We start from the raw sequence: 17,578 nt of genomic DNA, 5'->3' as shown, positions 1-17,578 counted from the left end.
GTTTTTCGCTCAGATTCGCTGCTCAGATTCGCCGCTCGGAGCGCGCCGCTTAGCCCGCGACGTCGAGTTGCGCGACGACCGGCGTGTGATCGGACGGCTGCTCCCACTTGCGCGGCGTCTTGTCGACCTCAACGGCCTGGCACAGCGGTGCGAGTGCCGGTGAGAGCAGGATGTGGTCGATGCGCACGCCCGCGTTGCGGCGAAACGCGAACATGCGGTAGTCCCACCACGTGAAGGTCTTTTCGGGCTGCTCGAACTGGCGAAACGCATCGACGAGGCCGAGATCGATCAGCCGCGCAAACTGCGCGCGTTCTTCCGGCGAGACGAGGTTCTGGCCTTCCCACGCTTTCGGATCGTGCACGTCGCGGTCTTCGGGGGCGATGTTGTAGTCGCCCAGCAGCGCGAGCATCGGATAGCTTTGCATTTCCTGCGCGAGCCAGTCGTGCATCGCGTCGAGCCACGCGAGCTTGTAGGCGAACTTCTCCGTGCCCGGCGCCTGGCCGTTGGGGAAATATGCGCTCACGACGCGCACGCCGCCGATCGTCGTGGCAATCACGCGCTGCTGCGGATCCTCGAAGCCGGGAATGTTGCGCACGACCGTCGCTTCGTCGACGACAAGACCGTCGCGCACGAGAATCGCCACGCCGTTATAGGTCTTCTGGCCGGTGAACCAGCTGCGGTAACCCTGCGCTTCGAGTTCGGCCGTGGGGAATTTTTCGTTCGGGAGCTTTAGTTCCTGGAGGCACAGAACGTCGGTGCCGCTTTCCTTGAGCCAGTCGATGACGTGCTGTAGACGGACCTTTAGCGAATTGACGTTCCAGGTGGCTATCTTCACGGAGAATTCTTCGGCTTGTGGGGTAAGGGTTTGCGGGCGATTTTGGCGGCGGCAGGCGCTCTGGCTACCCATCTAGCTACCCGCCGCTCGCGGGGTAGGCGCCCATCCTACTGCGAGGCGTCGGGGGATAGCAATGCATCGATGCTTTCGGCGGTGATCCGGCTACCCTGGGTGCCGACCTTCACGAGGCGCAGCTTGCCAGCCGCAACCATACGATAAATCGTCGCGCGTGACACGCTGAGCTGCTGCATGACCTCGCTGATGCGGTAGAGCTTGGGGATCGCCGTCGGCTTCGGTGCGGCCGGTTTCTCGAGGCGCGTGATGTTGGCGGTCGGGGTGTGCGTGGTGGTCATCAGTTTGCTCCTGCGTGCGCGGTGTCCGCGTCGAAAAGGTCGCCGATCGCCTTGCGCGCGCGGCGCGTCGCGGCGGCGTTGATCCGGTGATGCTCGGCGTCGTAGGCCAAATGGCAGCGCTGGCATAGCGCCTTCAGGTTGTCGTCGTCGCAGTGCTCCGGCACGTGGTCCAGGTGCGCGATCGTGAGGACGACCTTCGTCCATCGGTTGCCGCAGTACTCCGACGCCTTGCAGTAGCCGAGCATTCGACCGTCGTCGGCCGCGTAGACCTCGCCGTCGCCTTCGAAGCGCTGGAACGTGCCGGCGTCTTTGTCGATGCCGCGGACGATGTGGTCGCCGTTCGCGACGCGGCATTGTTCGCAGCGGTTGCCCGCCCGCGCGAGGATGCGTGCGCGAATCTCGGGCCAGTTGGCCGGGTAGCGGCCTCGGTTCTCAGGTTTGATCGGCATTACGCACCTCGATAGGTTTTCGTGAAATCGCGGTCGACCGCCTTCCCGCGCGAGCGCACGACGTTAGCGAGCCGAGCACGATCATGATGGCTGGCCGGCGACTGGCGAAGCAGCCCGAAATAGCTGTTGGCGAGCTGCATCAGCTCGTCGGCCGGCGCGGCAGCGACGCAGCGCAGCGCTTCATTGCGCGTGCGCTTGCGCGTCGAGCGTGCCCATGGCCGGATGACATGGCCGACGAAGTCGACGCCACGATCGATCGGCTGCAGGATGGTCTTGCGCGGATTGATGCGCACGCCGAGGCGCTCGGGAAGGAACGCCGTCACGTCGGCGAGCACGTGATTCAGCCAGTCGGCCGATTCATGCAGGAACACGAAATCGTCGACGTAGCGGATGTAGTAATCGTCTTGTCGATCGACACGAAGAAATTCGCGAGATCCGCCTTCAGGTAATACGCGGGCCGCGACCAGTTCTGCGTGATGCTTCGCACCTTCGCCTCGAGGCGCTCTGCCGCGTACAGCGTGCCGCGGCCCGGGATGCATGCGCACGAATCCGCGACGAACGCGCTTTCGAAGCGCGCGCCTATGCGGTTGTACAGCAGGTGATGCACCACGCGGTCGCGGAATGTCGCGGCCCAGACCTCGCGCGGCTTCGGTCGCGTGATGACGAAGCAGATCGAGCGGCCCGGCGTGTAGCTGCCGTCGGACAGATCGTCGTACAGGTCCCGCAGGTTGCGTTCGAGGTTCGCTTCGAATGCCAGCGCAGTCGCGGTGTTGCGCTTCGTGCGCCGGCAGTCGAGATATGCCTCGACGAGTTCGGTGAATGAGACACCAGCATGTGCATTCCAATCTGCGGACGGCGCGCGCGCGGAGCGCGGCGCTCTTGTCGTTGTTGTTCTGGTTGCCGTTGTTGAAGTTCTGATACCAGGCCCAACCGGATCGATCGTGCTATCTACGTCGCTCTGCTGAAGGCCCTCGCCGATCAGCGGAGAAACTGCGCCGGACCGAACCGCACGCCGGCGGTCGGTATCCGTTACGCGCATGGCGGTGCCCTTGTGGGGCAGCGGCACGACCAGATTGAAAACTCGCTCAGTCATGGCGGCCTTGACCTCCATGAAGCGGGCGATTTGCGGCGCGACGCCACCCGTTGGCCTGCTTCCCGATGCTGGTCGTGTGCTCGATCGCGTTGGCGTATGCGGGCTTACTGATGAGCCGCTTGTCCATCGCGAGTCGAAGCAGCAGCTCGATCACCTGCAGGCGCTCGAGCAGTTCCATCAGATGCGGCGCTTTGTCCTGCGCGACGTTGGCGCGGAACACGAGAACCGTGATCTCGATGCACTCGACGCTGATCTTCTCGCCGATGCTCCGTTTGAAATCACGCTGCATGTTCTTTACCAGGTCCGTCACCACGTCGAGCAGGGTGTAGGCGACCTTGTAAATGGGAAGCTGGTTGTGGGTGGCCATGCTAGCTCAAATTCAAATGATCAAATTACCGAAGGGATAAATCTGCGGACGGCGCGCGCGCGGAGCGCGGCGCTCTTGTCGTTGCCGCCCTGGCTGCCGCCGTAGAAGTGCTGATACCAGGCCCAACCGGAGTTGGTCTCGTGCTGCTCGTTCGACCAGTAGTAGGCGTGCTGAAACTCGCCCTTCAGGTTCGCGAACAACAGCGACTGCTCGCGACGCGTCGGCAGCGAGCCGTCCTGTTCCTCGGCCCACTCGACAGCATCGGCCCACGTGATTTCCTCGGCCTCGCCGGGCAACAGGATCAGGTGATAGTCGGCGTCGCCGTTCTCGCCGAGCACGAGGCCCGCGTAGCGCTCGCCGGGCGCGAGGGCGATCGTGATGCCCTCGACGCGGTACTCGCTGGCGGCTTGCTTCTCGAACGCCGCGATCATTTCGCCGAACTTCGTGTGCTCGGCCTTCAGTGCTTCAAGCGTGATCGTCATTGCGATGCTCCGAAAATGGATGAAGGATTAAATGGACAATCTGCGGACGGCGCGCGCGCGGAGCGCGGCGCTATTGCCGTTGCGGTCCTGGCTGCCGTCGAGGAAGTCCTGACACCAGGCCCAACCGGATTCACGGTGATGCGTTTCGTTGCTCCAGTACCAGTCCTGCTCGAACTGGTCGCGATGGTTCGCCCAGAGCATGGCTTGCTCGATGCGGTTCGGCAGATCGCCGCCGATCGACTTCGCCCAGTCCATCTGCTCTTGCCACGTGGCCTCAGCGTTATCGCCCGGCAGGAGGATGATGTGGTGGAAGTCGCCATTCTTGTCGCCGATCGCGCCGACATAGACCTCGCCTTCTGCGAGCGGCGGGAGTTGGATCTGTTGCATGGTTGCTCCTTTGTGATGAAAGGGAACTGCGTTCGGTTACTCGGTGGCTTCTGCTTCGTCGGGCTGCTCGTCGCCTTCGGACTGCTCGTCCTGTGCGTCGCGCGCGAGGTCGCTGCCGGCGAACGGATCGTCGTCTCCGCCAACCTTCTCGGCTGCGGTCTTTTTCTTCGATCCCTTGCTGCCCTTGTCGACCAGGTCCGTCTGCTTTTCCTCGGGCGGCAGAAGGCTGATCTCGATCTCGGTCTGCGCCATGTGGTCGATGCGTCCCTGCACGTCCGCGCCCGGCTTCGAGTACGAGCTGAACGTCACGAGCACCGAGCCGCCCGGCTGCATGTCGACCGAGAAGTCGGATAGCGCCACCTCGCCGAGCTTGATCTCGGATGCTTCGCTCGCGCCGCAGTGATAGACGAGGCGGTAGCCGGCGAAGTCCTTCTTGAGCTTGAGCGGCATGTGCACGAGCGGCAGCTTGCGCTGCGTCAGGTCGAGATCCTGCCGCGGAAGTGCCAGTTCGCCCTGGCCCTCGTCGTTCGTCTTCGCTTTGCCGTTGTCCTTCTCGTAGAAGGCTTTGCGCAGGCCCGGCTCGAGCACGTCGAGCACCGTGTTGTCGGTCTGGAATTCGAACTTCACCGAGCACGCATGCTCGCGCTTTTCGCCCTTGAACTCGGGCACGTTGGTGACGCTGCGGACCTTCACGAGCTCGCGGTCGATCTCGAACATCTTCATTGGGGTATCTCCTGTACGCGGGGCGGTCAGTAGGGGATTTCTTCGTCGGTATTGCGCTGCGAGTCGTGGCCGATTGCCGGCAGGTCCTGCATTGCGCGGCGCAGCTCGAAAGTGCTGATCGGCTGCACGCGCAGCTGGCACGCGAACATGCGTGCGGTCGGCTCGTCGACAAACGTCATCGCGTAGATCGCACCCTGACCGAACAGCTTCGTCATCGGCTGCGTGGCGGGCTCGGGCGAATGGAACTTGGTCTCGCCGTCCTGCGCTTCGCACGCCGGCACATCGACGCGCACGAAAGCGCAGCCGCCGACCGTTTGCTCGCTGACGCGGCCCGCGATGCGCTGGTGGCCGAACAGTTCGACGAGCGCCCATTGCTCAAACTTTTCCGTGTTCATGCGGCACGCTCCTTCAGTCGTTTGATCATGGCGTTCACCTCGGCCTCGAACTGCAGGAGGCCGGGCAGCAGCACGCTGTTGATGTACTCGTCATCGCGTTCGATCCGCTGCGTGTAGAGGCGCAGATCGGCGCACATGCGCGGGTCGTAAGAGGCGAACAGCCACCAGCGGCGCTCGGTGACGAGCATCCCGCCCTGCACCTGCGCGATGTGGTCGTCCGGCATGCCACACAGCAGCGTGTTGACGTGCACGGCCTCATCCATCGGGCACTTCGATTCGTAGCCGCCGTCGGCTTCGATCAGGCCGTCCGGCGATGCGCCGATGAACGGATAGCGCGGGTGCGTGACGAACTCGGCCTGCCGGATGATGAAGCCCGTTTCGAGCTCGACGGCTTCGCGCCCGAACCCCTCAACTTCCTCGCCCCATTTCGTCGCGCGTCCGCCGACCTCGTGCGTCGACGTCTCAGCGAGCCGCTCGAACACGATCTCGCGCATGTACTTCTCGCGCGCGCCGGACGACTGGCGCGGCTTCGGCTGGCCCTTCTTCGGGCCGGATTTGTACAGGTCGCCCGGCTCGCCGCCGGTGAACGAGATCGCGTCCGCGAAGCGGCTCGCCGTGATCTTGCCGGCGCGCGCGGCGAACCACGCGTCGCTGCGCTGGTCGATGGTCGTGCTCATGCCTGGCTCCATTGCTCGTCGGTGAGCTCGGGCCGCGGATCAACGTAGCCGTCGACGCGGCAGCGTTGCTGCGGCATCAGGATCGATGGGTGGGCCTTCGGTCGCGCCGTTGCGCAGCGCGGGCACGGCACGCCATATTTCGCGCGCAATGCCTTTCGGTGCTCTCCCATCACCTTGTAGGTTTCGATGGCGTCACTCATCGTCGGCACCTGGTTCGCGCTGGCCGTCGTCCTCCGCGGGCGGCGTTTCGTCGCTCTGCTGCTGCGTCTGAACGTCGACGACCGCGAGCTTCTTCAGGCGGTTGAGCTCGTCGGTGCCGATCGCCTTGCGGTCTTCCTTCGTGAGCTTGCCCCACGATTCGGCGAGCGCGTCGGAGCCGTACTGGTTGGCGACCTCTTCGAGGTGCTTGACGATATCGGCGTGCCGGTCGGTGCGCTCGACGCGCGTGCTGTCGGCGGCCTTCTGCGCGATCTGCGTGGGCGTGGCGCGCGGCGTGATGTCGCGCTCGACCGGCTCGATGTCCATGATGTCTTCGGCGATCGGAATGCCCTTCAGCACGTCCGCGAAGTTGTCGCGCAGCGTGAAGGCCCGAGCGCGCATCTTCTTCATGCGCTTGGGGTATTGCGACCACGGGCCTTGCTTGCCGATCAGGCCGGCCTTCTTCGCATCCTCATCGCTAAATGTCTGGATGTCCTCCGGCTTGCCGCGGCGCTTGGCCTTGCAATAGGCCGTGCCGCTCTCTTCCCATTCCTCAATGTATTCACATGCGGGAGATGCGAGCACCAGCGCGAGGACCGCATCGCCCCACAGCGCCGGGCGCCCGTTGATCACGGCGATGTTCTGCAGGGACTGCATCGGCTTGAGGCCGAGTTCAGCGCCCCACTGCATGGCCACCAGCACGTTGCCGGGCTTGCCCTTGAAATCTTTGGGCACGAGATCGCTGTCGGCGAGGTAATCTGCGAACCGCAGCGCCTCTTCGAGCGAGCGCGGCGACAGATCAAAGCTGCCGGTGGTCGTGATTGCGTTGTCGGACATTGCGTTTTCTCCATGTGCGCGAGACTCGGCCGCGCGTTGTGGGTGAGGGTGGATTAGGCGGCGACCTGTTCGTCGCCGATTCGAACGACAGGCGAATTCGGCTTGACGCCGGTTGCTGCTTCGATCGTGCGGTCAAGCTCGGCGCGCACATCCATCGGAAGGTGGATGCGATCACCGTCAAGGGCGCAGACCGTTTGCGCAAGGCGCAGCAACTCGCGCGCTGCCGCGAGCACGCGCGCGTCGGCGGGACGCCAGACGCTTTCGCAGATGAGGTTGCCGCCGTAGTACTCGGGATCGTTGTGGCCGCTACCAGGTGCGCCAGCGATCTCTTCCGTCGTCACGATGCAGCCGCCTGTCTTTCCGACCGACCACGTGCCGCCTGTCGGTTCCGGGGCATTGCGTGCGGCAAGGTTCTCGGCGCGCTGACGCTCCTGCTGTTCGCGCTCGGCGCGCGCGCGTTGCTCTTCCATTTCGCGCAGTGCTGCTTGCTCGCGTTCCCGCTGCTCGCGCTCTGCGCGATCGAGTTCAGCCTGACGGCGTGCCATCTCTGCACGCTCTTCGGCGAGCCGCTTTTCCTCGGCAGCGATCACGGCCCGGCGCTCCGCATCTTCGCGCTCCTGCTGCGCCCGGCGCGCGGCTTCTGCGGCCTCGCGCTTCTCGCGGTCGATGCGCTCCTGCTCCGCACGCGCGGCGGCCTCGGCACGCTCACGATCGGCGCGGGCAGCGGCTTCGACGCGCTCGCGTTCAGCCCGCTCGGCCTCTTCGCGCTGGCGTTGCGCTTCCAGTTCGGCGCGCTCGCGCTCGATCGCTTCACGTTCAGCAGCAAGACGCGCCGCTTCGGCTTCCTGCGCGACGGCTGCCGCGTGCAGCTCACGCAGCTTGTCGAGCGTCGTGCCGCGCGCCATTTCGGCTTCGCCGGTCAGCTCGGCGAAGTGCTCGACGTCGATCGACAGCGCGACGAGCGCCTGAATCTCGGCGTTGATATAGTCCGAAGGGCGCCCGGCGACCGCCGAGACAACCACCCGGATCTCGTCAATTCGCGCACGGATCGCCGCGACGCGCCGCTGCTCGGCCTCAAGCTTCGCGCGGCGCTCGGCCTCGCGCGCCTCGTCCCACACATCGCGCAGCGCGATCAGGCGGTTCTCTTCCGGCTCGGTGATCGCGATCAGGCGCTTCTCTTCGGCGATGACCGCCTTCGAGAAGTTGTTCGCGTCGTCGCGCGCGGCCTTCGCAGCCTTCTGGATGTCGGTGCGCGCGGTGCGCAGCGTCATCGCGGCGCCGTGCACCTGGTCGCGCGCGCCGGCGTTCTTGATCTCGACAAGATCGATCGATTTCGCGACGAGCTCGCGCAGCGACGTCTCGCGCTCGCTCGCGCCCAGCGCGACGGCCGCGCGCTCGACGACGGTAAGGGTGGTGTTTTCATGGCTCATGCTGTCCTCACAGGGATGGTGCTGACAGACGATCCGTCAGCGTTGAGAAGGGCGAGTGCGATCGCGCACACGGCGGCAATCAGCAGCGCGACCAGGTAGGCGGCGATCGGGCTGCGCGCGTGGATGCGGTCGAGCAGAGCGCCGAGGTAGTCGAAGGGCGTCACTTCGCACCTCCGGTCAGCAGCTCGACAGCCGGTGCCACAGCCGCCGCGATGAAATAGAGCGCGGCCAGTGCCACGAGCGGCAGCCAGTCGCGGGAAAGGAGGGAGCGCATCACTGGCCCCCGCACGGCTGGTATTCTTCGGGCATCCCTTCCTGAGCGCCGCACTTCACGCAAACCGCGACCTCGGGATGTGCGAACGTTGCGGACTGGAGCGACCACGTGTGATCGGCCTCGTCCTCCTCTTCGCCGTCGAACAGCGCGTCGAAGCACTTTTCGCAGGTCTGAGAGATCTGCGCCTCGCGGCGGCCGGCCTCGGTGAACACGTTGTCGGACGTGAACGGCTGGCCGCATGAGATGCAGACGCCCGAATCGAGTCGAGCCTTCATTTCTTCCGGGAGCAGGGCGCGAATGTTCACAGACCCTCCCCGCAGATGCGCACGCACTTCACCGGCGCGTGATCCGCGCAGCTGCTCACGCCTGCGTTTCCCGGGCCGAGGTCGGTACCGCATGACGAGCACGAGGTCGAGGCGAAGCGCGGTTGCGGCGCAGCCTTGCGACCGGCCTTGATCAGGGCGGCGTCGAGGGTCATGCGCACGGCGCTCGTGAGCAGCGGCTTCCTGTTGCGATTCCGCGCTGCATCGTCCTCGGCGGCGATCAGTTCGAGGACCATGAGCATGTCGGAAGCCGCATGCATCACCTTGGCGTTCTCGATGCATTCCCGCTGCATCTCACGCTTCTCGGAACCACGAAGCATGTGATGTGCATCGCCGACGCGTGCGATGACATGGCCGTTCGCTTCCGCGATGATCGTCAGGTGGTCGCGAATCCAGCGCCCCGGCGTGTGCTTGATCTTTTCCATGTGGTCCCTCGTTGTGGTGCGCGGTCTCAGCCGCGATGGTGGTCGTCTTTGTCGATGCGCTTGATCGCGTCGATGATCAGGATCACGAGCGTCAGGACGAGCAGGGCGAGAACGCTGATGACGAAGCGGGCCATGTCAGCAGTCCCCAGCAATCGTGATCGCCTCGAGTTCGGCGTCCTCGCTCATCGCGTGCACGATGATCGTCATCACGAGATCACCGAACGCTTCAGGCGACTCGCGGAATGCAATCTGGAGCGCGCGACCGTGCTTCTCCTGCGAGACGCTGTGCATGCCGCCGATCAGGTCGTCGAACGAAAGCGCGGCGAGCTTCGCCTTCAGCCGTTCCTTCGTGATCTGCGCGACAAGTTCTTTATGCGAATGTTCAGTGTCGGCCGCGTCGTTGAACTGCTGCAGCTGGCGGTCGGTCCAGAATTCGGCCGAGCGCGCGGTGACAGTAGGGTTGAGCATGGCTGGCTCCTGAAGTCAGGCGGCGAGCTTGCGCAGCATCGCGTCGAGGCGCTCGTGCGCGTAGGCGGTCACGCGCAGCGGATCCATCTGGCCGAAGTCCACGCGGCGGCTCATGCCCGCGAGATATCCCTGCAGCAGCGCGATCGCGTTGTGCTTGCTCGCGAGTTGGTCGATGAAGTCGATTTCGGCCGAGGTGGTCCAGCCGGTTTGGCGGTCGGTGGTCATGGCCGGCACCTCAGATGAAGAGCGGGCCGGTGACCTTGCGGATCACGCCGCGGTCGCTCGTCGACGAGAACTGGCAGTCGCGCAGGACCGATGCGTAGAAGCCATCGCGGGCTTCTTCGATCGCCTGCTCGCGTGCATCTTCGAAGCGTTCAGCTTCGGCGCAGGCGACCTCGGCGTCTTGGTACAGGATCGTGAAGGTGAACATCGTTTGCCTCGTTGCGTCGGGTGGTGACGGTGTGAGGCAAGTATACGACGATGAATAGATAAGTCAATACGACAGTGAATAGGTTGATGCGAAAAAATGCCCGCTTCGGGCGGGCACTGGTCTCACTGAAGCTTGACTACTGACAAAGGCGTTGCCATTGATACTGTCTTGTGTATGGATTGTAAACTTGCTGCATCGAGCATGAGCTCGTTCCAATTGGAGGGAGCGACAGAGGTGCCATCGGCTGCATCTGCAGCGGCTCCATTGGACACATCGTCACCGGGCATAGGGGTGGCAATTCCATGGTGCTCGAGCAAATTGGTCTGTTCTGGCCGCCGACGCAACGACATTCGCATTCAGCGTGCGCCGGCAGCGCTACTGCGAACAGTAGCGGCGCTGCTGCAGCCACAATCAATCTTTTCATCGTGTCCCCCGAAACGATTTCAGCCGGAGCGATAGATCACACGCCCGACGATATGCACGAATTCGAGCTTGTCCGGCGCTACAAGCTTGTCGGGATATTTCTGATTGTAAGAATGCAGGCGCAGGCTGCCGCCTACCTCCTTGAATATCTGCTTGACGAGCGGCTCGTCCTCGAAGTAGATCGCGTATCGCTCCCCGTCAAGAATGCGGGTCGACGTCACGTCGATCATGATCATGTTCTTGTCTTCAGCCCACGGCTCCATGCTGTCGCCGCGAAGAATCAACAGCTTACAGTCTTGCGGACGGGCGCCCTTCGCCTTGAAAAACGCGGCATTGAATGGCAGCGCTTTCTTCTCCCGCACTTCCCATTGAATCAAACCATTCCCCGCCGAAAAATGGTAGTCGAACCGGTCAATCCAAATTCGTTCCTCATCCGGTTCGAGGTCGGCGGGATTATCCCATACGACAACGTTTCCCTTGTCCTTGGGAAGGAGCCTTTTTCCGCTGCTTTTCGGCGCATGGGGGCCGTCTCCAGTCTCGTCGACGAGCCATGCTAGTGAGACTTCTAAGGCATCCGCAAGCTTTTGTAATGTATCTGTATCAGGCTTGGTCGTCGTTCCCTTCAGGATGCGATTGATGGTCGGCTGCGGCACGCCAGACGCCCGGCTCAGCGCGCTCTGGCTTTCGACGCGCCTGGCCTTCATCGCGAAATCGAGTCGTTCGGCTAGGTTCATGCCCGAACTATACGCAACCGAATAAGAATTTCTCAACTCGCTATCCGGTGTCGCATTGACAGAACTATTCATCATCGTATAGATTGCGTATAGGTGAATAACTGTTCGAGTCAAGCCATGAACCTGCGCACTCCCAATGAGTTGCTCGTCGAGATCAAGGAGGCCACGAAGGAGGGCGAAATCGCCCTGGCCAAGCGTCTCGGTATCTCGCAGCCGACCGTCAACCGGATTTTGCGCGGCCAGCCGAGCTGCTCGTCCAAGGCACTTTTGGCAATCCAACGCGTACATGCGGAGGTTACACAAGCCGCTGCCAACGCCGCGCCAGTAGTGCAATCGGCGAGCGCAGAGGCTGCGTAATGCGGCCTTATTCGCCGATAAGTGCCTGCAGCGCGATGTCCAGCCCTTGGCTGTATGCGGCGTGCGTATCGGGAAATTCCCGCACGGAGTTGGCGCGGAGCCGCGTTGCCGCCTCGCTCAATAGCGCTGCGGCCTCGTCCCGGTTTGGATGCGTCTTTAACAAAAGGCGCGTCGCTGCCATGTGCACATCGAGCCGGGCTTGGTGCTCGACGAGCAGGTCCATTACGGCTGGCTCGACTTTGGGTCGCCTGAGCTTGCGCCAATCGTTGCGCGTGAGTGCGGCGGCGAATACCACCAAGGCGAACAAGCTGAACCAGGCATTCATATGTTTCCCCGGTGAGATTGGTTAGTGCCAGCGATTCTGACATAGCTGAAGGCGTCTCCGATTTTTGGCCGAAGTGGCCGCAAGCAGCACCACATAACGACAGAAGCATCAGGGAGCAACGTGATTCATCCGGGGCCGCGTACGTGGACGACAGACAGATAGGTGAAGGGATGGCGATCAAATCGAGCAGCGCGCTCAAAAAGCTGACGGCGGAGATCCGAACAGCCGTCGATGACGACACAAAAGACGAAGTCTTGCGCCTGGCAGCGGCCGAGGGCATGAGCATTTCGGAGTACTTGCGCGATCTCATCATGATCCATGTGCACGGTCTGGAACGTCTTGCCAGATTACATAAGGCGCGTCTAGATCGGATGGCGGGAATCGAGCGGAATGACAGCGAGTAGACAGCGGCTTTGTCAAGGCCATTTTGAGGGCCGATTTGTGGCCAATTCCTGCCCTATTCCTACCCTCGATTTTGCGTGCGAATCGGCCTTCAATAAGGCGTCCGTCATTTGTGAGGTTGTCATGGCAATCGCTGTCATTTGCTGGCTGTTCTTCGGCGCACTCGTCGTCGGTTTCTTGCGCGGGCGGTGAAGTGAACGACCTCCCGAATCCTCTCACCCCTGCACAGGCGCCAGCGTCTCGCGAAGAAGCGATTGAGCGCGGCTCGCGCCGTTACTTCACTGGCACACCATGTCCGGCCGGCCATATCGCCGAGCGATATACGCTGAATGGTTATTGCGTCGAGTGCCAGCACGAAGCGAACCGGCAGGATCGCGAGCGTGCGCGCGCAAAGATGGACGGCACATTCCGCCGGAGGCGCTCGTGAATTTCTACAAGCGCCACATCGGCGACTATCTGAAGGATACGGCGCACCTGTCGCTGCTCGAGCACGGCGTCTATGCCCGCCTGCTCGACGTGTACTACACACGCGAGGCCGCAATTCCGGCTGCTCAAGCGGCCCGTCTCATCGGTGCACGTTCCGACGAAGAGACGCTCGCGTTACGTAACGTGTTATGCGAGTTCTTCGAATGCGTTACGGGCAGTGACGGTGACGTGTGGATTCAAGATCGATGCGAGCGCGAGATCCGTTCAGCCGGGGTGAAGCCTGAAGGCGTAACGGATGAGACGCCTCGTTCCGGCAAAGCCGAACGTCAAAAACGCTACCGCGAACGCCGCAAAGCCATGTTTGACAGGCTTTCCAGCCTTGGTGTGACCATGCCGTTCGATGCGTCGATGGATGATCTGCAAGACGCTCTGTTACGCGCCACTGAGACGCAACGCGTTATTCCTGATGCGCAACGCGTTACGGATAACGATGCGTCACGCGTTACGGATGAGACGCATAACGTTACGGCTACCAACAGCCAGACTCCAGACTCCAGACTCCAGACTCCAGAAGAAGAGCAGCAGCAAGCATCAAACGTAGGTGGCCCCGGCATGCTGGCGAACATCGCTTCGCCGGTTTCGAGATCGATCGAGATCGCGGTCTACCTGCGACAGCGGGGAATCGTCGGCGCGAATAGTGCGAATCCGAACATCGCGGCATGGGGTGACGACGTCCGGGTGACGAACGAGATCCTCGACGCAGCGCTCTCGGTCGTCGCAAACCGCAAGCTCGAGAAGGCCCCGGGCCCGAACTACCTCGTCGGGATCATTGCCGACCTGCTCAATCCTAAGCCGGCAAAGGCGGCAAACCAGCGTTACGACGACTGGCACAAATCGCCGGCTGGCATCGACCGAAAGGCGCGCGAGCTCGGCATGTCTGGCCGCGGCAACGAGAGCTACGACTCGCTCAAAGAGCGGATCTGGGAAGAGCTGCGCAAGCGTGAGCAGCAGGGAGCGGCGGCATGAGCGACGTCCAAGGTCAAGCATGGGGCATGTGCGCAGCGTACGGCTGCCCGCTGCTCGGCACCGTCGGATCGGACGGGAAGTGGTTCTGCTTCTGCCACGTCGGCAAGCCTTCGGTCTTCAACGACTCGATCACCCGCGTGCTGCGCGAGGACGAGATTGCCGTCGTCGACATGACGCTCGCGATTCGGGCATGCAGCCTGTCCGGTGATACGTCGCCGCGCATGGCTACCGCCGCGAAGGCCTTGAAGGAGCATCCACTCGGTGCAGAGCTGCGATTCAAGCGCGAGGCCGACGTCACTGCGCGCGGCTGGCTGCTCCGTCTCGAGCGGCATCTGATCAACGCGACGGCCGACATCGGCGAGCAGAAGCGTATTCCGTCGACCGTTCCCACCGCGCCCATCATCGGGCCGACCCACGCCATGCAGCACTACTCGGAGATCGAGCAATGACGCCCACTACGCCCGCGCGCGTGATTCTTCCGCCCGAAAAATTCGATCGCTATGCGTGGGACGTTGCGCGCGGCATCGCCGACATCGATCGCTCGAAGCTGAAGCCGGCGCAGTTCGTCGACGCGGTCCAGCACGCCGTGCTCAGTGCAATCCAGGTCGCCGCTGAACCGATCCGACCGGCGATCACGATCCGCTGCGCCGAGATCCAGCTGAACGCGCCTGGTCTCGCGCTGACCGATGCCGAGTGCGAGGTGCTGCGCGGTATCGCCGAGCGCATGCGGCGTGTCGAGGAAGCGCGGCGTGCGGAGGTGGCGACATGCTGACCGTCAAGCTGCCGTACCCGATCTCGGCGAACCGCTATTGGCGTACGCGCGTGATCAAGCCGAAGGCCGGCCCGGCGATCGTCAGCACCTACGTCAGCGCCGAGGCGAAGGCGTTCAAGGAAGAGGTGGGCTGGCTGCTGCGTGCAGCTGGTGTGCGCGAGCCGATCGCGGGCCGCGTCGCGATCGCCTACACGCTCTATCCGCACCGGCCGCAGGACTGGCAGACGCGTCAGCGCAAGCTCGGCGCCACGTGGGACGACACGGTGCAATGCCTGGACCTCGACAACGCGCAGAAGGTGCTTCTCGACGCGATGAAGGGCATCGCGTTCGAGGATGACGCCTGGGTGCGTCGGATCACGGCCGAGCGCGCAGAGCCCGACGGCGAGGCCCGCGTCGTGGTGACGATCACGCCGATCGTCGTCGAGCAGCCGCAGGCTGCACTGTTCGCGGAGGCGTGACATGTTCGGTTACGACCTCATCGGCGCGGCCATCTACGGGATGCTAGGTGGCCTTGGTGGTCTCGGCGCCGTCCCATTCACGCGCTGCGATCGCTGCGTGTCACCGGCCTACTGCAGCCAGCGGGGACGCTGCGGGACTCTCGACGCGGAAGAGCAGCTGCATCGCAATGAGCAGCTGCGCGCCTACTGGCAGAGCGTCGACCCGAACACAATCGACCTCGGGCCGGATGCGGTGCGTTACGTGCCAGAGCCGCTGCTCCTCGTTGCGCCCGTGGAGTGGTCGCTTGGCCGCGTCGAATGCGACAGCGACGGCGGAGAGTGCGACTGATGGCGCTGATCGCCTGCCTTGTCTGGCTCACCTGCAACGCTTGCGTGGCGCTGCTCTGGCTTACGGGCCAGCTGCTCATGCTGCCCGGGCGCCTGGTCGTGCGCATTGCATCGCGGCTCGCATCCGCGCTGGGGGCCGACTGATGGCATCCGTCCTTCAGCTCGCCGGCATGCTTCCGCGCGACCCAGCATTCCGCGCTTGGGTCAGCCAATGGATGGTCCCGCCGCGCGAGGTCGACGTCGACACCGCCGCGGCCTTCATCCGCACCGTTTGCGAGATCGACAGCCGCAAGCAGCTCGCCACCGACCGCGCTGCCGAGCAGCGCTTCCACCAGTTTCTGCGCCGGCCGTTCGTGGCCTGGCGTGATCAGCAGTGCCAACCCGCATAGGAGCAATCGATGCAGCGCTTTATCGGAACCAAGATCATCCACGCTGAACCGCGCGCCAAAAACTACGGCCCGTCTGAGCAGCATGGCGAGCCCGGCTATTCGGTTGTGTATCCGGATGGCTACACAAGCTGGAGCCCGAAGGCAGCCTTCGAGGAGGCTTACCGTCCAGCCGATGGTATGCCGTTTGGCCTCGCTATCGAGGCTCTGAAGAAGGGTCTGCGTGTCGCACGCGCGGGCTGGAACGGCAAGGGCATGTGGCTCGCGTATTCGCCGGGCGCGAAAGCACTGCCGGCTGGCAAGTTCTGGGCTGGCCCGAACCGCGACTATGCGGACACGCGCGAAGACGGCTGCGCGGACGTTCTGCCGTGCATCACGATGAAGACGGCAGGCGGCGAGATCCTGATGGGCTGGCTCGCCTCGCAGACCGACATGCTGGCCGACGACTGGATGATCGTCGAATAACCAACACCCCGCGAGCGGAAGCACCCATGGGCAGCGGACGTAGCGCGTAAGACCCCGGGCAGCCCTCGAATCAATCGGAGAAAACGGACATGAACATGGCAACTCAAGCAGCCCCGCGTAGCGATGACGAGGCGATCGAGCAGGAGATCCAGCGCAAGGGCAAGACGGCAGCGCGCGTGACGCTGGCTGAGATCGAGGCAGCGATCGTCAGCGAGCACTACTTCACGGCGGCTGATGGCGTCGCGGGCGCGGATCCGGTGTCGCAGGGCGATTCCACACTGCCTTGGCAGTCACTCGGTCTGCTGACCTTCTGCGTGCTTGTGCTGCGCAACGGCTTCACGGTGACCGGCGAGAGCGCGTGCGCATCGCCCGAGAACTTCGACGCCGAGATCGGCCGCAAGGTGGCGCGCGCGAAGGCCATCGAGAAGTTCTGGCCGCTCGAAGGCTACCTGTTGAAGCAGCGGCTGCACGAGGGCGCGTAAGCGCCGCACTTCCGGTTTTTCAACCTCAACGCGAAAACACCATGAGCGACACGCAAACCAGCCAGCCGACGGGCATCGTCGGCGAGATCGTCGAGGGCCTGCACAACCTCGAGCAGAAGGTCGAGACCTTCCTCCATCCGGCCGAGAGCGACAACGCGCCGAGCAGCAGCGAGCCCGCATCGGAGGTGGCAAAACCGGAAGTTGCGGAGGCTGGCACGGCCGCAACGGGGGAGTCTGTCACCTCTGCCGAAGCCCCTGCCTCTGCGAATGCACCGGTCCTTGCCGAGCACAGCGACGCCTCCACGACGAGTGCGCCGATCTCTGGCGACGCGGCTGGATCTTCAGGCTCGTCGACGGAAAACCAGTCCGATTCCGGCGGTGCCGGTGACGCGGGAAACGTGAGTGGCGCGGGCATCGCATCCCTCTCATCGTCGACGTCGGATGCTGGCTCGTCGCAGCTGCAGCCCTTGGCGCAGGCGCAGGGCACGGGCTCTGATGGTGGTGAGGGAAACGCGGGTGCGGAGTCAGCCATCCACTCGGAAGAGCATGGGGATGGTGCGGACTCCGCTACTGGTACTGCCGCGAATGCTTCCGCAGACGCTGCGGCTGGTGACGACCCAAACGTCGGTGCATCGGGTGTGGAAAGCGCAGCCGCCGACGCCTCGGCATCGTCTGCAGCGAATGTATCGCTCGCGGCCGGCACCGCGGTGCTCGGAAATTCCGCATCCCTCGCTGATCGCTCGTTGAAGAGCATCCAGAAGATCCGCAAACACCTCTGGACGTTCGACCGCGCGGCCGTGGCCGACCTGCACGCCGAGCTCGACGCGCTCGAGTCGATCTTCAAGTAAC

32 protein-coding genes and 1 pseudogene are annotated in these 17,578 nt (G+C 63.6%); 12 read left to right on the top strand and 21 right to left on the bottom strand.

Going from position 1 to position 17,578, the window contains the following annotated elements; translation table 11 throughout:
* Positions 1 to 49: 49 nt before the first annotated feature.
* From xth to EPN59_RS01680, 20 genes and pseudogenes are all read right to left on the bottom strand, one after another.
* Positions 50 to 835: an exodeoxyribonuclease III gene (gene xth / locus EPN59_RS01775; protein ID WP_293033967.1), complete on the bottom strand. Its 786-nt coding sequence runs from the start codon at positions 833 to 835 to the stop codon at positions 50 to 52.
* 107 nt (positions 836 to 942) lie between these two features.
* Positions 943 to 1,188 (bottom strand): helix-turn-helix domain-containing protein, encoded by a 246-nt coding sequence (locus EPN59_RS01770; protein ID WP_293033968.1) that lies wholly within the window; start codon positions 1,186 to 1,188, stop codon positions 943 to 945.
* On the bottom strand, positions 1,188 to 1,637 hold the full coding sequence (locus tag EPN59_RS01765; RefSeq protein ID WP_293033969.1) for a hypothetical protein: 450 nt from the start codon (positions 1,635 to 1,637) through the stop codon (positions 1,188 to 1,190). The genes EPN59_RS01770 and EPN59_RS01765 overlap by 1 nt, the downstream gene beginning before the upstream one ends.
* Positions 1,637 to 2,394: pseudogene (locus EPN59_RS01760) on the bottom strand (reverse transcriptase). The gene EPN59_RS01765 and the pseudogene EPN59_RS01760 overlap by 1 nt, the downstream one beginning before the upstream one ends.
* A gap of 328 nt (positions 2,395 to 2,722) precedes the next feature.
* Positions 2,723 to 3,097, bottom strand: coding sequence for a four helix bundle protein (locus tag EPN59_RS01755; RefSeq protein WP_293033970.1), 375 nt, complete (start codon positions 3,095 to 3,097; stop codon positions 2,723 to 2,725).
* Between the two features lie 20 nt (positions 3,098 to 3,117).
* The gene (locus tag EPN59_RS01750) at positions 3,118 to 3,579 is read right to left on the bottom strand and encodes a DUF1566 domain-containing protein (protein ID WP_293033971.1); all 462 of its coding nucleotides are present in this window, start codon (positions 3,577 to 3,579) and stop codon (positions 3,118 to 3,120) included.
* 27 nt (positions 3,580 to 3,606) lie between these two features.
* Positions 3,607 to 3,966, bottom strand: coding sequence for a DUF1566 domain-containing protein (locus tag EPN59_RS01745; protein WP_293033972.1), 360 nt, complete (start codon positions 3,964 to 3,966; stop codon positions 3,607 to 3,609).
* 36 nt (positions 3,967 to 4,002) lie between these two features.
* Positions 4,003 to 4,689, bottom strand: coding sequence for a hypothetical protein (locus EPN59_RS01740; RefSeq protein WP_293033973.1), 687 nt, complete (start codon positions 4,687 to 4,689; stop codon positions 4,003 to 4,005).
* 26 nt (positions 4,690 to 4,715) lie between these two features.
* Complete coding sequence (locus tag EPN59_RS01735) at positions 4,716 to 5,084, bottom strand: hypothetical protein (RefSeq protein WP_293033974.1); 369 nt, start codon at positions 5,082 to 5,084, stop codon at positions 4,716 to 4,718.
* The gene (locus tag EPN59_RS01730) at positions 5,081 to 5,761 is read right to left on the bottom strand and encodes a lambda exonuclease family protein (RefSeq protein WP_293033975.1); all 681 of its coding nucleotides are present in this window, start codon (positions 5,759 to 5,761) and stop codon (positions 5,081 to 5,083) included. Before EPN59_RS01730 ends, EPN59_RS01735 begins: the two co-directional genes overlap by 4 nt.
* The gene (locus EPN59_RS01725) at positions 5,758 to 5,961 is read right to left on the bottom strand and encodes a hypothetical protein (protein WP_293033976.1); all 204 of its coding nucleotides are present in this window, start codon (positions 5,959 to 5,961) and stop codon (positions 5,758 to 5,760) included. The genes EPN59_RS01730 and EPN59_RS01725 overlap by 4 nt, the downstream gene beginning before the upstream one ends.
* Positions 5,954 to 6,796: a hypothetical protein gene (locus EPN59_RS01720; RefSeq protein WP_293033977.1), complete on the bottom strand. Its 843-nt coding sequence runs from the start codon at positions 6,794 to 6,796 to the stop codon at positions 5,954 to 5,956. Before EPN59_RS01720 ends, EPN59_RS01725 begins: the two co-directional genes overlap by 8 nt.
* Before the next feature lie 53 nt (positions 6,797 to 6,849).
* On the bottom strand, positions 6,850 to 8,226 hold the full coding sequence (locus tag EPN59_RS01715; protein ID WP_293033978.1) for a hypothetical protein: 1,377 nt from the start codon (positions 8,224 to 8,226) through the stop codon (positions 6,850 to 6,852).
* A complete protein-coding gene (locus tag EPN59_RS01710; protein WP_293033979.1) occupies positions 8,223 to 8,390 on the bottom strand; it encodes a hypothetical protein in 168 nt (55 codons plus the stop codon). Before EPN59_RS01710 ends, EPN59_RS01715 begins: the two co-directional genes overlap by 4 nt.
* Before the next feature lie 109 nt (positions 8,391 to 8,499).
* Positions 8,500 to 8,805 (bottom strand): hypothetical protein, encoded by a 306-nt coding sequence (locus EPN59_RS01705; protein WP_293033980.1) that lies wholly within the window; start codon positions 8,803 to 8,805, stop codon positions 8,500 to 8,502.
* A complete protein-coding gene (locus EPN59_RS01700) occupies positions 8,802 to 9,248 on the bottom strand; it encodes a hypothetical protein (protein WP_293033981.1) in 447 nt (148 codons plus the stop codon). Before EPN59_RS01700 ends, EPN59_RS01705 begins: the two co-directional genes overlap by 4 nt.
* Positions 9,249 to 9,383: 135 nt before the next feature.
* Complete coding sequence (locus EPN59_RS01695) at positions 9,384 to 9,716, bottom strand: hypothetical protein (RefSeq protein WP_293033982.1); 333 nt, start codon at positions 9,714 to 9,716, stop codon at positions 9,384 to 9,386.
* 15 nt (positions 9,717 to 9,731) lie between these two features.
* The gene (locus EPN59_RS01690) at positions 9,732 to 9,941 is read right to left on the bottom strand and encodes a hypothetical protein (RefSeq protein ID WP_293033983.1); all 210 of its coding nucleotides are present in this window, start codon (positions 9,939 to 9,941) and stop codon (positions 9,732 to 9,734) included.
* 10 nt (positions 9,942 to 9,951) lie between these two features.
* Entirely contained in the window at positions 9,952 to 10,146 is a 195-nt protein-coding gene (locus EPN59_RS01685) for a hypothetical protein (RefSeq protein WP_293033984.1), read from the bottom strand.
* 443 nt (positions 10,147 to 10,589) lie between these two features.
* Positions 10,590 to 11,303, bottom strand: coding sequence for a LexA family transcriptional regulator (locus EPN59_RS01680; RefSeq protein ID WP_293033985.1), 714 nt, complete (start codon positions 11,301 to 11,303; stop codon positions 10,590 to 10,592).
* Positions 11,304 to 11,420: 117 nt separating this feature from the next.
* Here EPN59_RS01680 and EPN59_RS01675 point away from each other — a divergent pair, with 117 nt between their 5' ends.
* The gene (locus EPN59_RS01675; RefSeq protein ID WP_293033986.1) at positions 11,421 to 11,660 is read left to right on the top strand and encodes a hypothetical protein; all 240 of its coding nucleotides are present in this window, start codon (positions 11,421 to 11,423) and stop codon (positions 11,658 to 11,660) included.
* Between the two features lie 7 nt (positions 11,661 to 11,667).
* Here the strand turns inward: EPN59_RS01675 and EPN59_RS01670 are convergent, their stop codons facing one another.
* Complete coding sequence (locus EPN59_RS01670; RefSeq protein ID WP_293033987.1) at positions 11,668 to 11,985, bottom strand: hypothetical protein; 318 nt, start codon at positions 11,983 to 11,985, stop codon at positions 11,668 to 11,670.
* A 170-nt stretch (positions 11,986 to 12,155) separates the two neighbouring features.
* Between EPN59_RS01670 and EPN59_RS01665 the strand changes: the two genes are divergently transcribed.
* From EPN59_RS01665 to EPN59_RS01615, 11 genes are all read left to right on the top strand, one after another.
* The gene (locus EPN59_RS01665) at positions 12,156 to 12,389 is read left to right on the top strand and encodes a ribbon-helix-helix protein, CopG family (protein WP_293033988.1); all 234 of its coding nucleotides are present in this window, start codon (positions 12,156 to 12,158) and stop codon (positions 12,387 to 12,389) included.
* Positions 12,390 to 12,810: 421 nt separating this feature from the next.
* Positions 12,811 to 13,839, top strand: coding sequence for a YdaU family protein (locus EPN59_RS01660; protein WP_293033989.1), 1,029 nt, complete (start codon positions 12,811 to 12,813; stop codon positions 13,837 to 13,839).
* On the top strand, positions 13,836 to 14,288 hold the full coding sequence (locus EPN59_RS01655) for a hypothetical protein (protein ID WP_293033990.1): 453 nt from the start codon (positions 13,836 to 13,838) through the stop codon (positions 14,286 to 14,288). Before EPN59_RS01660 ends, EPN59_RS01655 begins: the two co-directional genes overlap by 4 nt.
* Positions 14,285 to 14,611, top strand: a complete 327-nt coding sequence (locus tag EPN59_RS01650; protein WP_293033991.1) for a hypothetical protein — start codon at positions 14,285 to 14,287, stop codon at positions 14,609 to 14,611. The genes EPN59_RS01655 and EPN59_RS01650 overlap by 4 nt, the downstream gene beginning before the upstream one ends.
* A complete protein-coding gene (locus tag EPN59_RS01645) occupies positions 14,605 to 15,069 on the top strand; it encodes a RusA family crossover junction endodeoxyribonuclease (RefSeq protein ID WP_293033992.1) in 465 nt (154 codons plus the stop codon). The genes EPN59_RS01650 and EPN59_RS01645 overlap by 7 nt, the downstream gene beginning before the upstream one ends.
* A 1-nt stretch (position 15,070) precedes the next feature.
* Complete coding sequence (locus EPN59_RS01640; protein ID WP_293033993.1) at positions 15,071 to 15,397, top strand: hypothetical protein; 327 nt, start codon at positions 15,071 to 15,073, stop codon at positions 15,395 to 15,397.
* Complete coding sequence (locus tag EPN59_RS01635) at positions 15,397 to 15,540, top strand: hypothetical protein (protein ID WP_293033994.1); 144 nt, start codon at positions 15,397 to 15,399, stop codon at positions 15,538 to 15,540. The genes EPN59_RS01640 and EPN59_RS01635 overlap by 1 nt, the downstream gene beginning before the upstream one ends.
* Positions 15,540 to 15,785 carry a hypothetical protein gene (locus EPN59_RS01630; protein WP_293033995.1) on the top strand — a complete coding sequence of 82 codons (246 nt, stop codon included), beginning with the start codon at positions 15,540 to 15,542 and terminating at the stop codon, positions 15,783 to 15,785. Before EPN59_RS01635 ends, EPN59_RS01630 begins: the two co-directional genes overlap by 1 nt.
* A 9-nt stretch (positions 15,786 to 15,794) precedes the next feature.
* Positions 15,795 to 16,247, top strand: coding sequence for a DUF2829 domain-containing protein (locus tag EPN59_RS01625; RefSeq protein WP_293033996.1), 453 nt, complete (start codon positions 15,795 to 15,797; stop codon positions 16,245 to 16,247).
* Between the two features lie 95 nt (positions 16,248 to 16,342).
* Positions 16,343 to 16,729, top strand: coding sequence for a Gp49 family protein (locus EPN59_RS01620; protein ID WP_363928527.1), 387 nt, complete (start codon positions 16,343 to 16,345; stop codon positions 16,727 to 16,729).
* Between the two features lie 41 nt (positions 16,730 to 16,770).
* Positions 16,771 to 17,577, top strand: a complete 807-nt coding sequence (locus tag EPN59_RS01615) for a hypothetical protein (RefSeq protein WP_293033998.1) — start codon at positions 16,771 to 16,773, stop codon at positions 17,575 to 17,577.
* Position 17,578 lies beyond the last annotated feature (1 nt).

It is taken from the genome of Paraburkholderia sp. (assembly GCF_004298475.1).
In the GTDB taxonomy this organism is placed as follows: Bacteria; Pseudomonadota; Gammaproteobacteria; order Burkholderiales; family Burkholderiaceae; genus Paraburkholderia; species Paraburkholderia denitrificans.
The sequence above is the reverse complement of the archived record's forward strand: the minus strand, read 5'-3'. Positions and strand labels throughout refer to the sequence as shown.

Excerpts from the sequence above, each read along its gene's own strand:
- EPN59_RS01675 (WP_293033986.1), top strand. The coding sequence starts at position 11,421 with ATGAACCTGCGCACTCCCAATGAGTTGCTCGTCGAGATCAAGGAGGCC.
- EPN59_RS01670 (WP_293033987.1), bottom strand. The coding sequence starts at position 11,985 with ATGAATGCCTGGTTCAGCTTGTTCGCCTTGGTGGTATTCGCCGCCGCA.
- EPN59_RS01750 (WP_293033971.1), bottom strand. The coding sequence starts at position 3,579 with ATGACGATCACGCTTGAAGCACTGAAGGCCGAGCACACGAAGTTCGGC.
- EPN59_RS01625 (WP_293033996.1), top strand. The coding sequence starts at position 15,795 with ATGCAGCGCTTTATCGGAACCAAGATCATCCACGCTGAACCGCGCGCC.
- EPN59_RS01650 (WP_293033991.1), top strand. The coding sequence starts at position 14,285 with ATGACGCCCACTACGCCCGCGCGCGTGATTCTTCCGCCCGAAAAATTC.
- EPN59_RS01735 (WP_293033974.1), bottom strand. The coding sequence starts at position 5,084 with ATGAACACGGAAAAGTTTGAGCAATGGGCGCTCGTCGAACTGTTCGGC.
- EPN59_RS01700 (WP_293033981.1), bottom strand. The coding sequence starts at position 9,248 with ATGGAAAAGATCAAGCACACGCCGGGGCGCTGGATTCGCGACCACCTG.
- EPN59_RS01725 (WP_293033976.1), bottom strand. The coding sequence starts at position 5,961 with ATGAGTGACGCCATCGAAACCTACAAGGTGATGGGAGAGCACCGAAAG.
- EPN59_RS01730 (WP_293033975.1), bottom strand. The coding sequence starts at position 5,761 with ATGAGCACGACCATCGACCAGCGCAGCGACGCGTGGTTCGCCGCGCGC.
- EPN59_RS01765 (WP_293033969.1), bottom strand. The coding sequence starts at position 1,637 with ATGCCGATCAAACCTGAGAACCGAGGCCGCTACCCGGCCAACTGGCCC.
- EPN59_RS01745 (WP_293033972.1), bottom strand. The coding sequence starts at position 3,966 with ATGCAACAGATCCAACTCCCGCCGCTCGCAGAAGGCGAGGTCTATGTC.
- EPN59_RS01680 (WP_293033985.1), bottom strand. The coding sequence starts at position 11,303 with ATGAACCTAGCCGAACGACTCGATTTCGCGATGAAGGCCAGGCGCGTC.
- EPN59_RS01740 (WP_293033973.1), bottom strand. The coding sequence starts at position 4,689 with ATGAAGATGTTCGAGATCGACCGCGAGCTCGTGAAGGTCCGCAGCGTC.
- EPN59_RS01720 (WP_293033977.1), bottom strand. The coding sequence starts at position 6,796 with ATGTCCGACAACGCAATCACGACCACCGGCAGCTTTGATCTGTCGCCG.
- EPN59_RS01615 (WP_293033998.1), top strand. The coding sequence starts at position 16,771 with ATGAGCGACACGCAAACCAGCCAGCCGACGGGCATCGTCGGCGAGATC.
- EPN59_RS01665 (WP_293033988.1), top strand. The coding sequence starts at position 12,156 with ATGGCGATCAAATCGAGCAGCGCGCTCAAAAAGCTGACGGCGGAGATC.
- EPN59_RS01620 (WP_363928527.1), top strand. The coding sequence starts at position 16,343 with ATGGCAACTCAAGCAGCCCCGCGTAGCGATGACGAGGCGATCGAGCAG.
- EPN59_RS01715 (WP_293033978.1), bottom strand. The coding sequence starts at position 8,226 with ATGAGCCATGAAAACACCACCCTTACCGTCGTCGAGCGCGCGGCCGTC.
- EPN59_RS01695 (WP_293033982.1), bottom strand. The coding sequence starts at position 9,716 with ATGCTCAACCCTACTGTCACCGCGCGCTCGGCCGAATTCTGGACCGAC.
- EPN59_RS01645 (WP_293033992.1), top strand. The coding sequence starts at position 14,605 with ATGCTGACCGTCAAGCTGCCGTACCCGATCTCGGCGAACCGCTATTGG.
- EPN59_RS01770 (WP_293033968.1), bottom strand. The coding sequence starts at position 1,188 with ATGACCACCACGCACACCCCGACCGCCAACATCACGCGCCTCGAGAAA.
- EPN59_RS01685 (WP_293033984.1), bottom strand. The coding sequence starts at position 10,146 with ATGTTCACCTTCACGATCCTGTACCAAGACGCCGAGGTCGCCTGCGCC.
- EPN59_RS01690 (WP_293033983.1), bottom strand. The coding sequence starts at position 9,941 with ATGACCACCGACCGCCAAACCGGCTGGACCACCTCGGCCGAAATCGAC.
- EPN59_RS01630 (WP_293033995.1), top strand. The coding sequence starts at position 15,540 with ATGGCATCCGTCCTTCAGCTCGCCGGCATGCTTCCGCGCGACCCAGCA.
- EPN59_RS01655 (WP_293033990.1), top strand. The coding sequence starts at position 13,836 with ATGAGCGACGTCCAAGGTCAAGCATGGGGCATGTGCGCAGCGTACGGC.
- EPN59_RS01755 (WP_293033970.1), bottom strand. The coding sequence starts at position 3,097 with ATGGCCACCCACAACCAGCTTCCCATTTACAAGGTCGCCTACACCCTG.
- EPN59_RS01640 (WP_293033993.1), top strand. The coding sequence starts at position 15,071 with ATGTTCGGTTACGACCTCATCGGCGCGGCCATCTACGGGATGCTAGGT.
- EPN59_RS01635 (WP_293033994.1), top strand. The coding sequence starts at position 15,397 with ATGGCGCTGATCGCCTGCCTTGTCTGGCTCACCTGCAACGCTTGCGTG.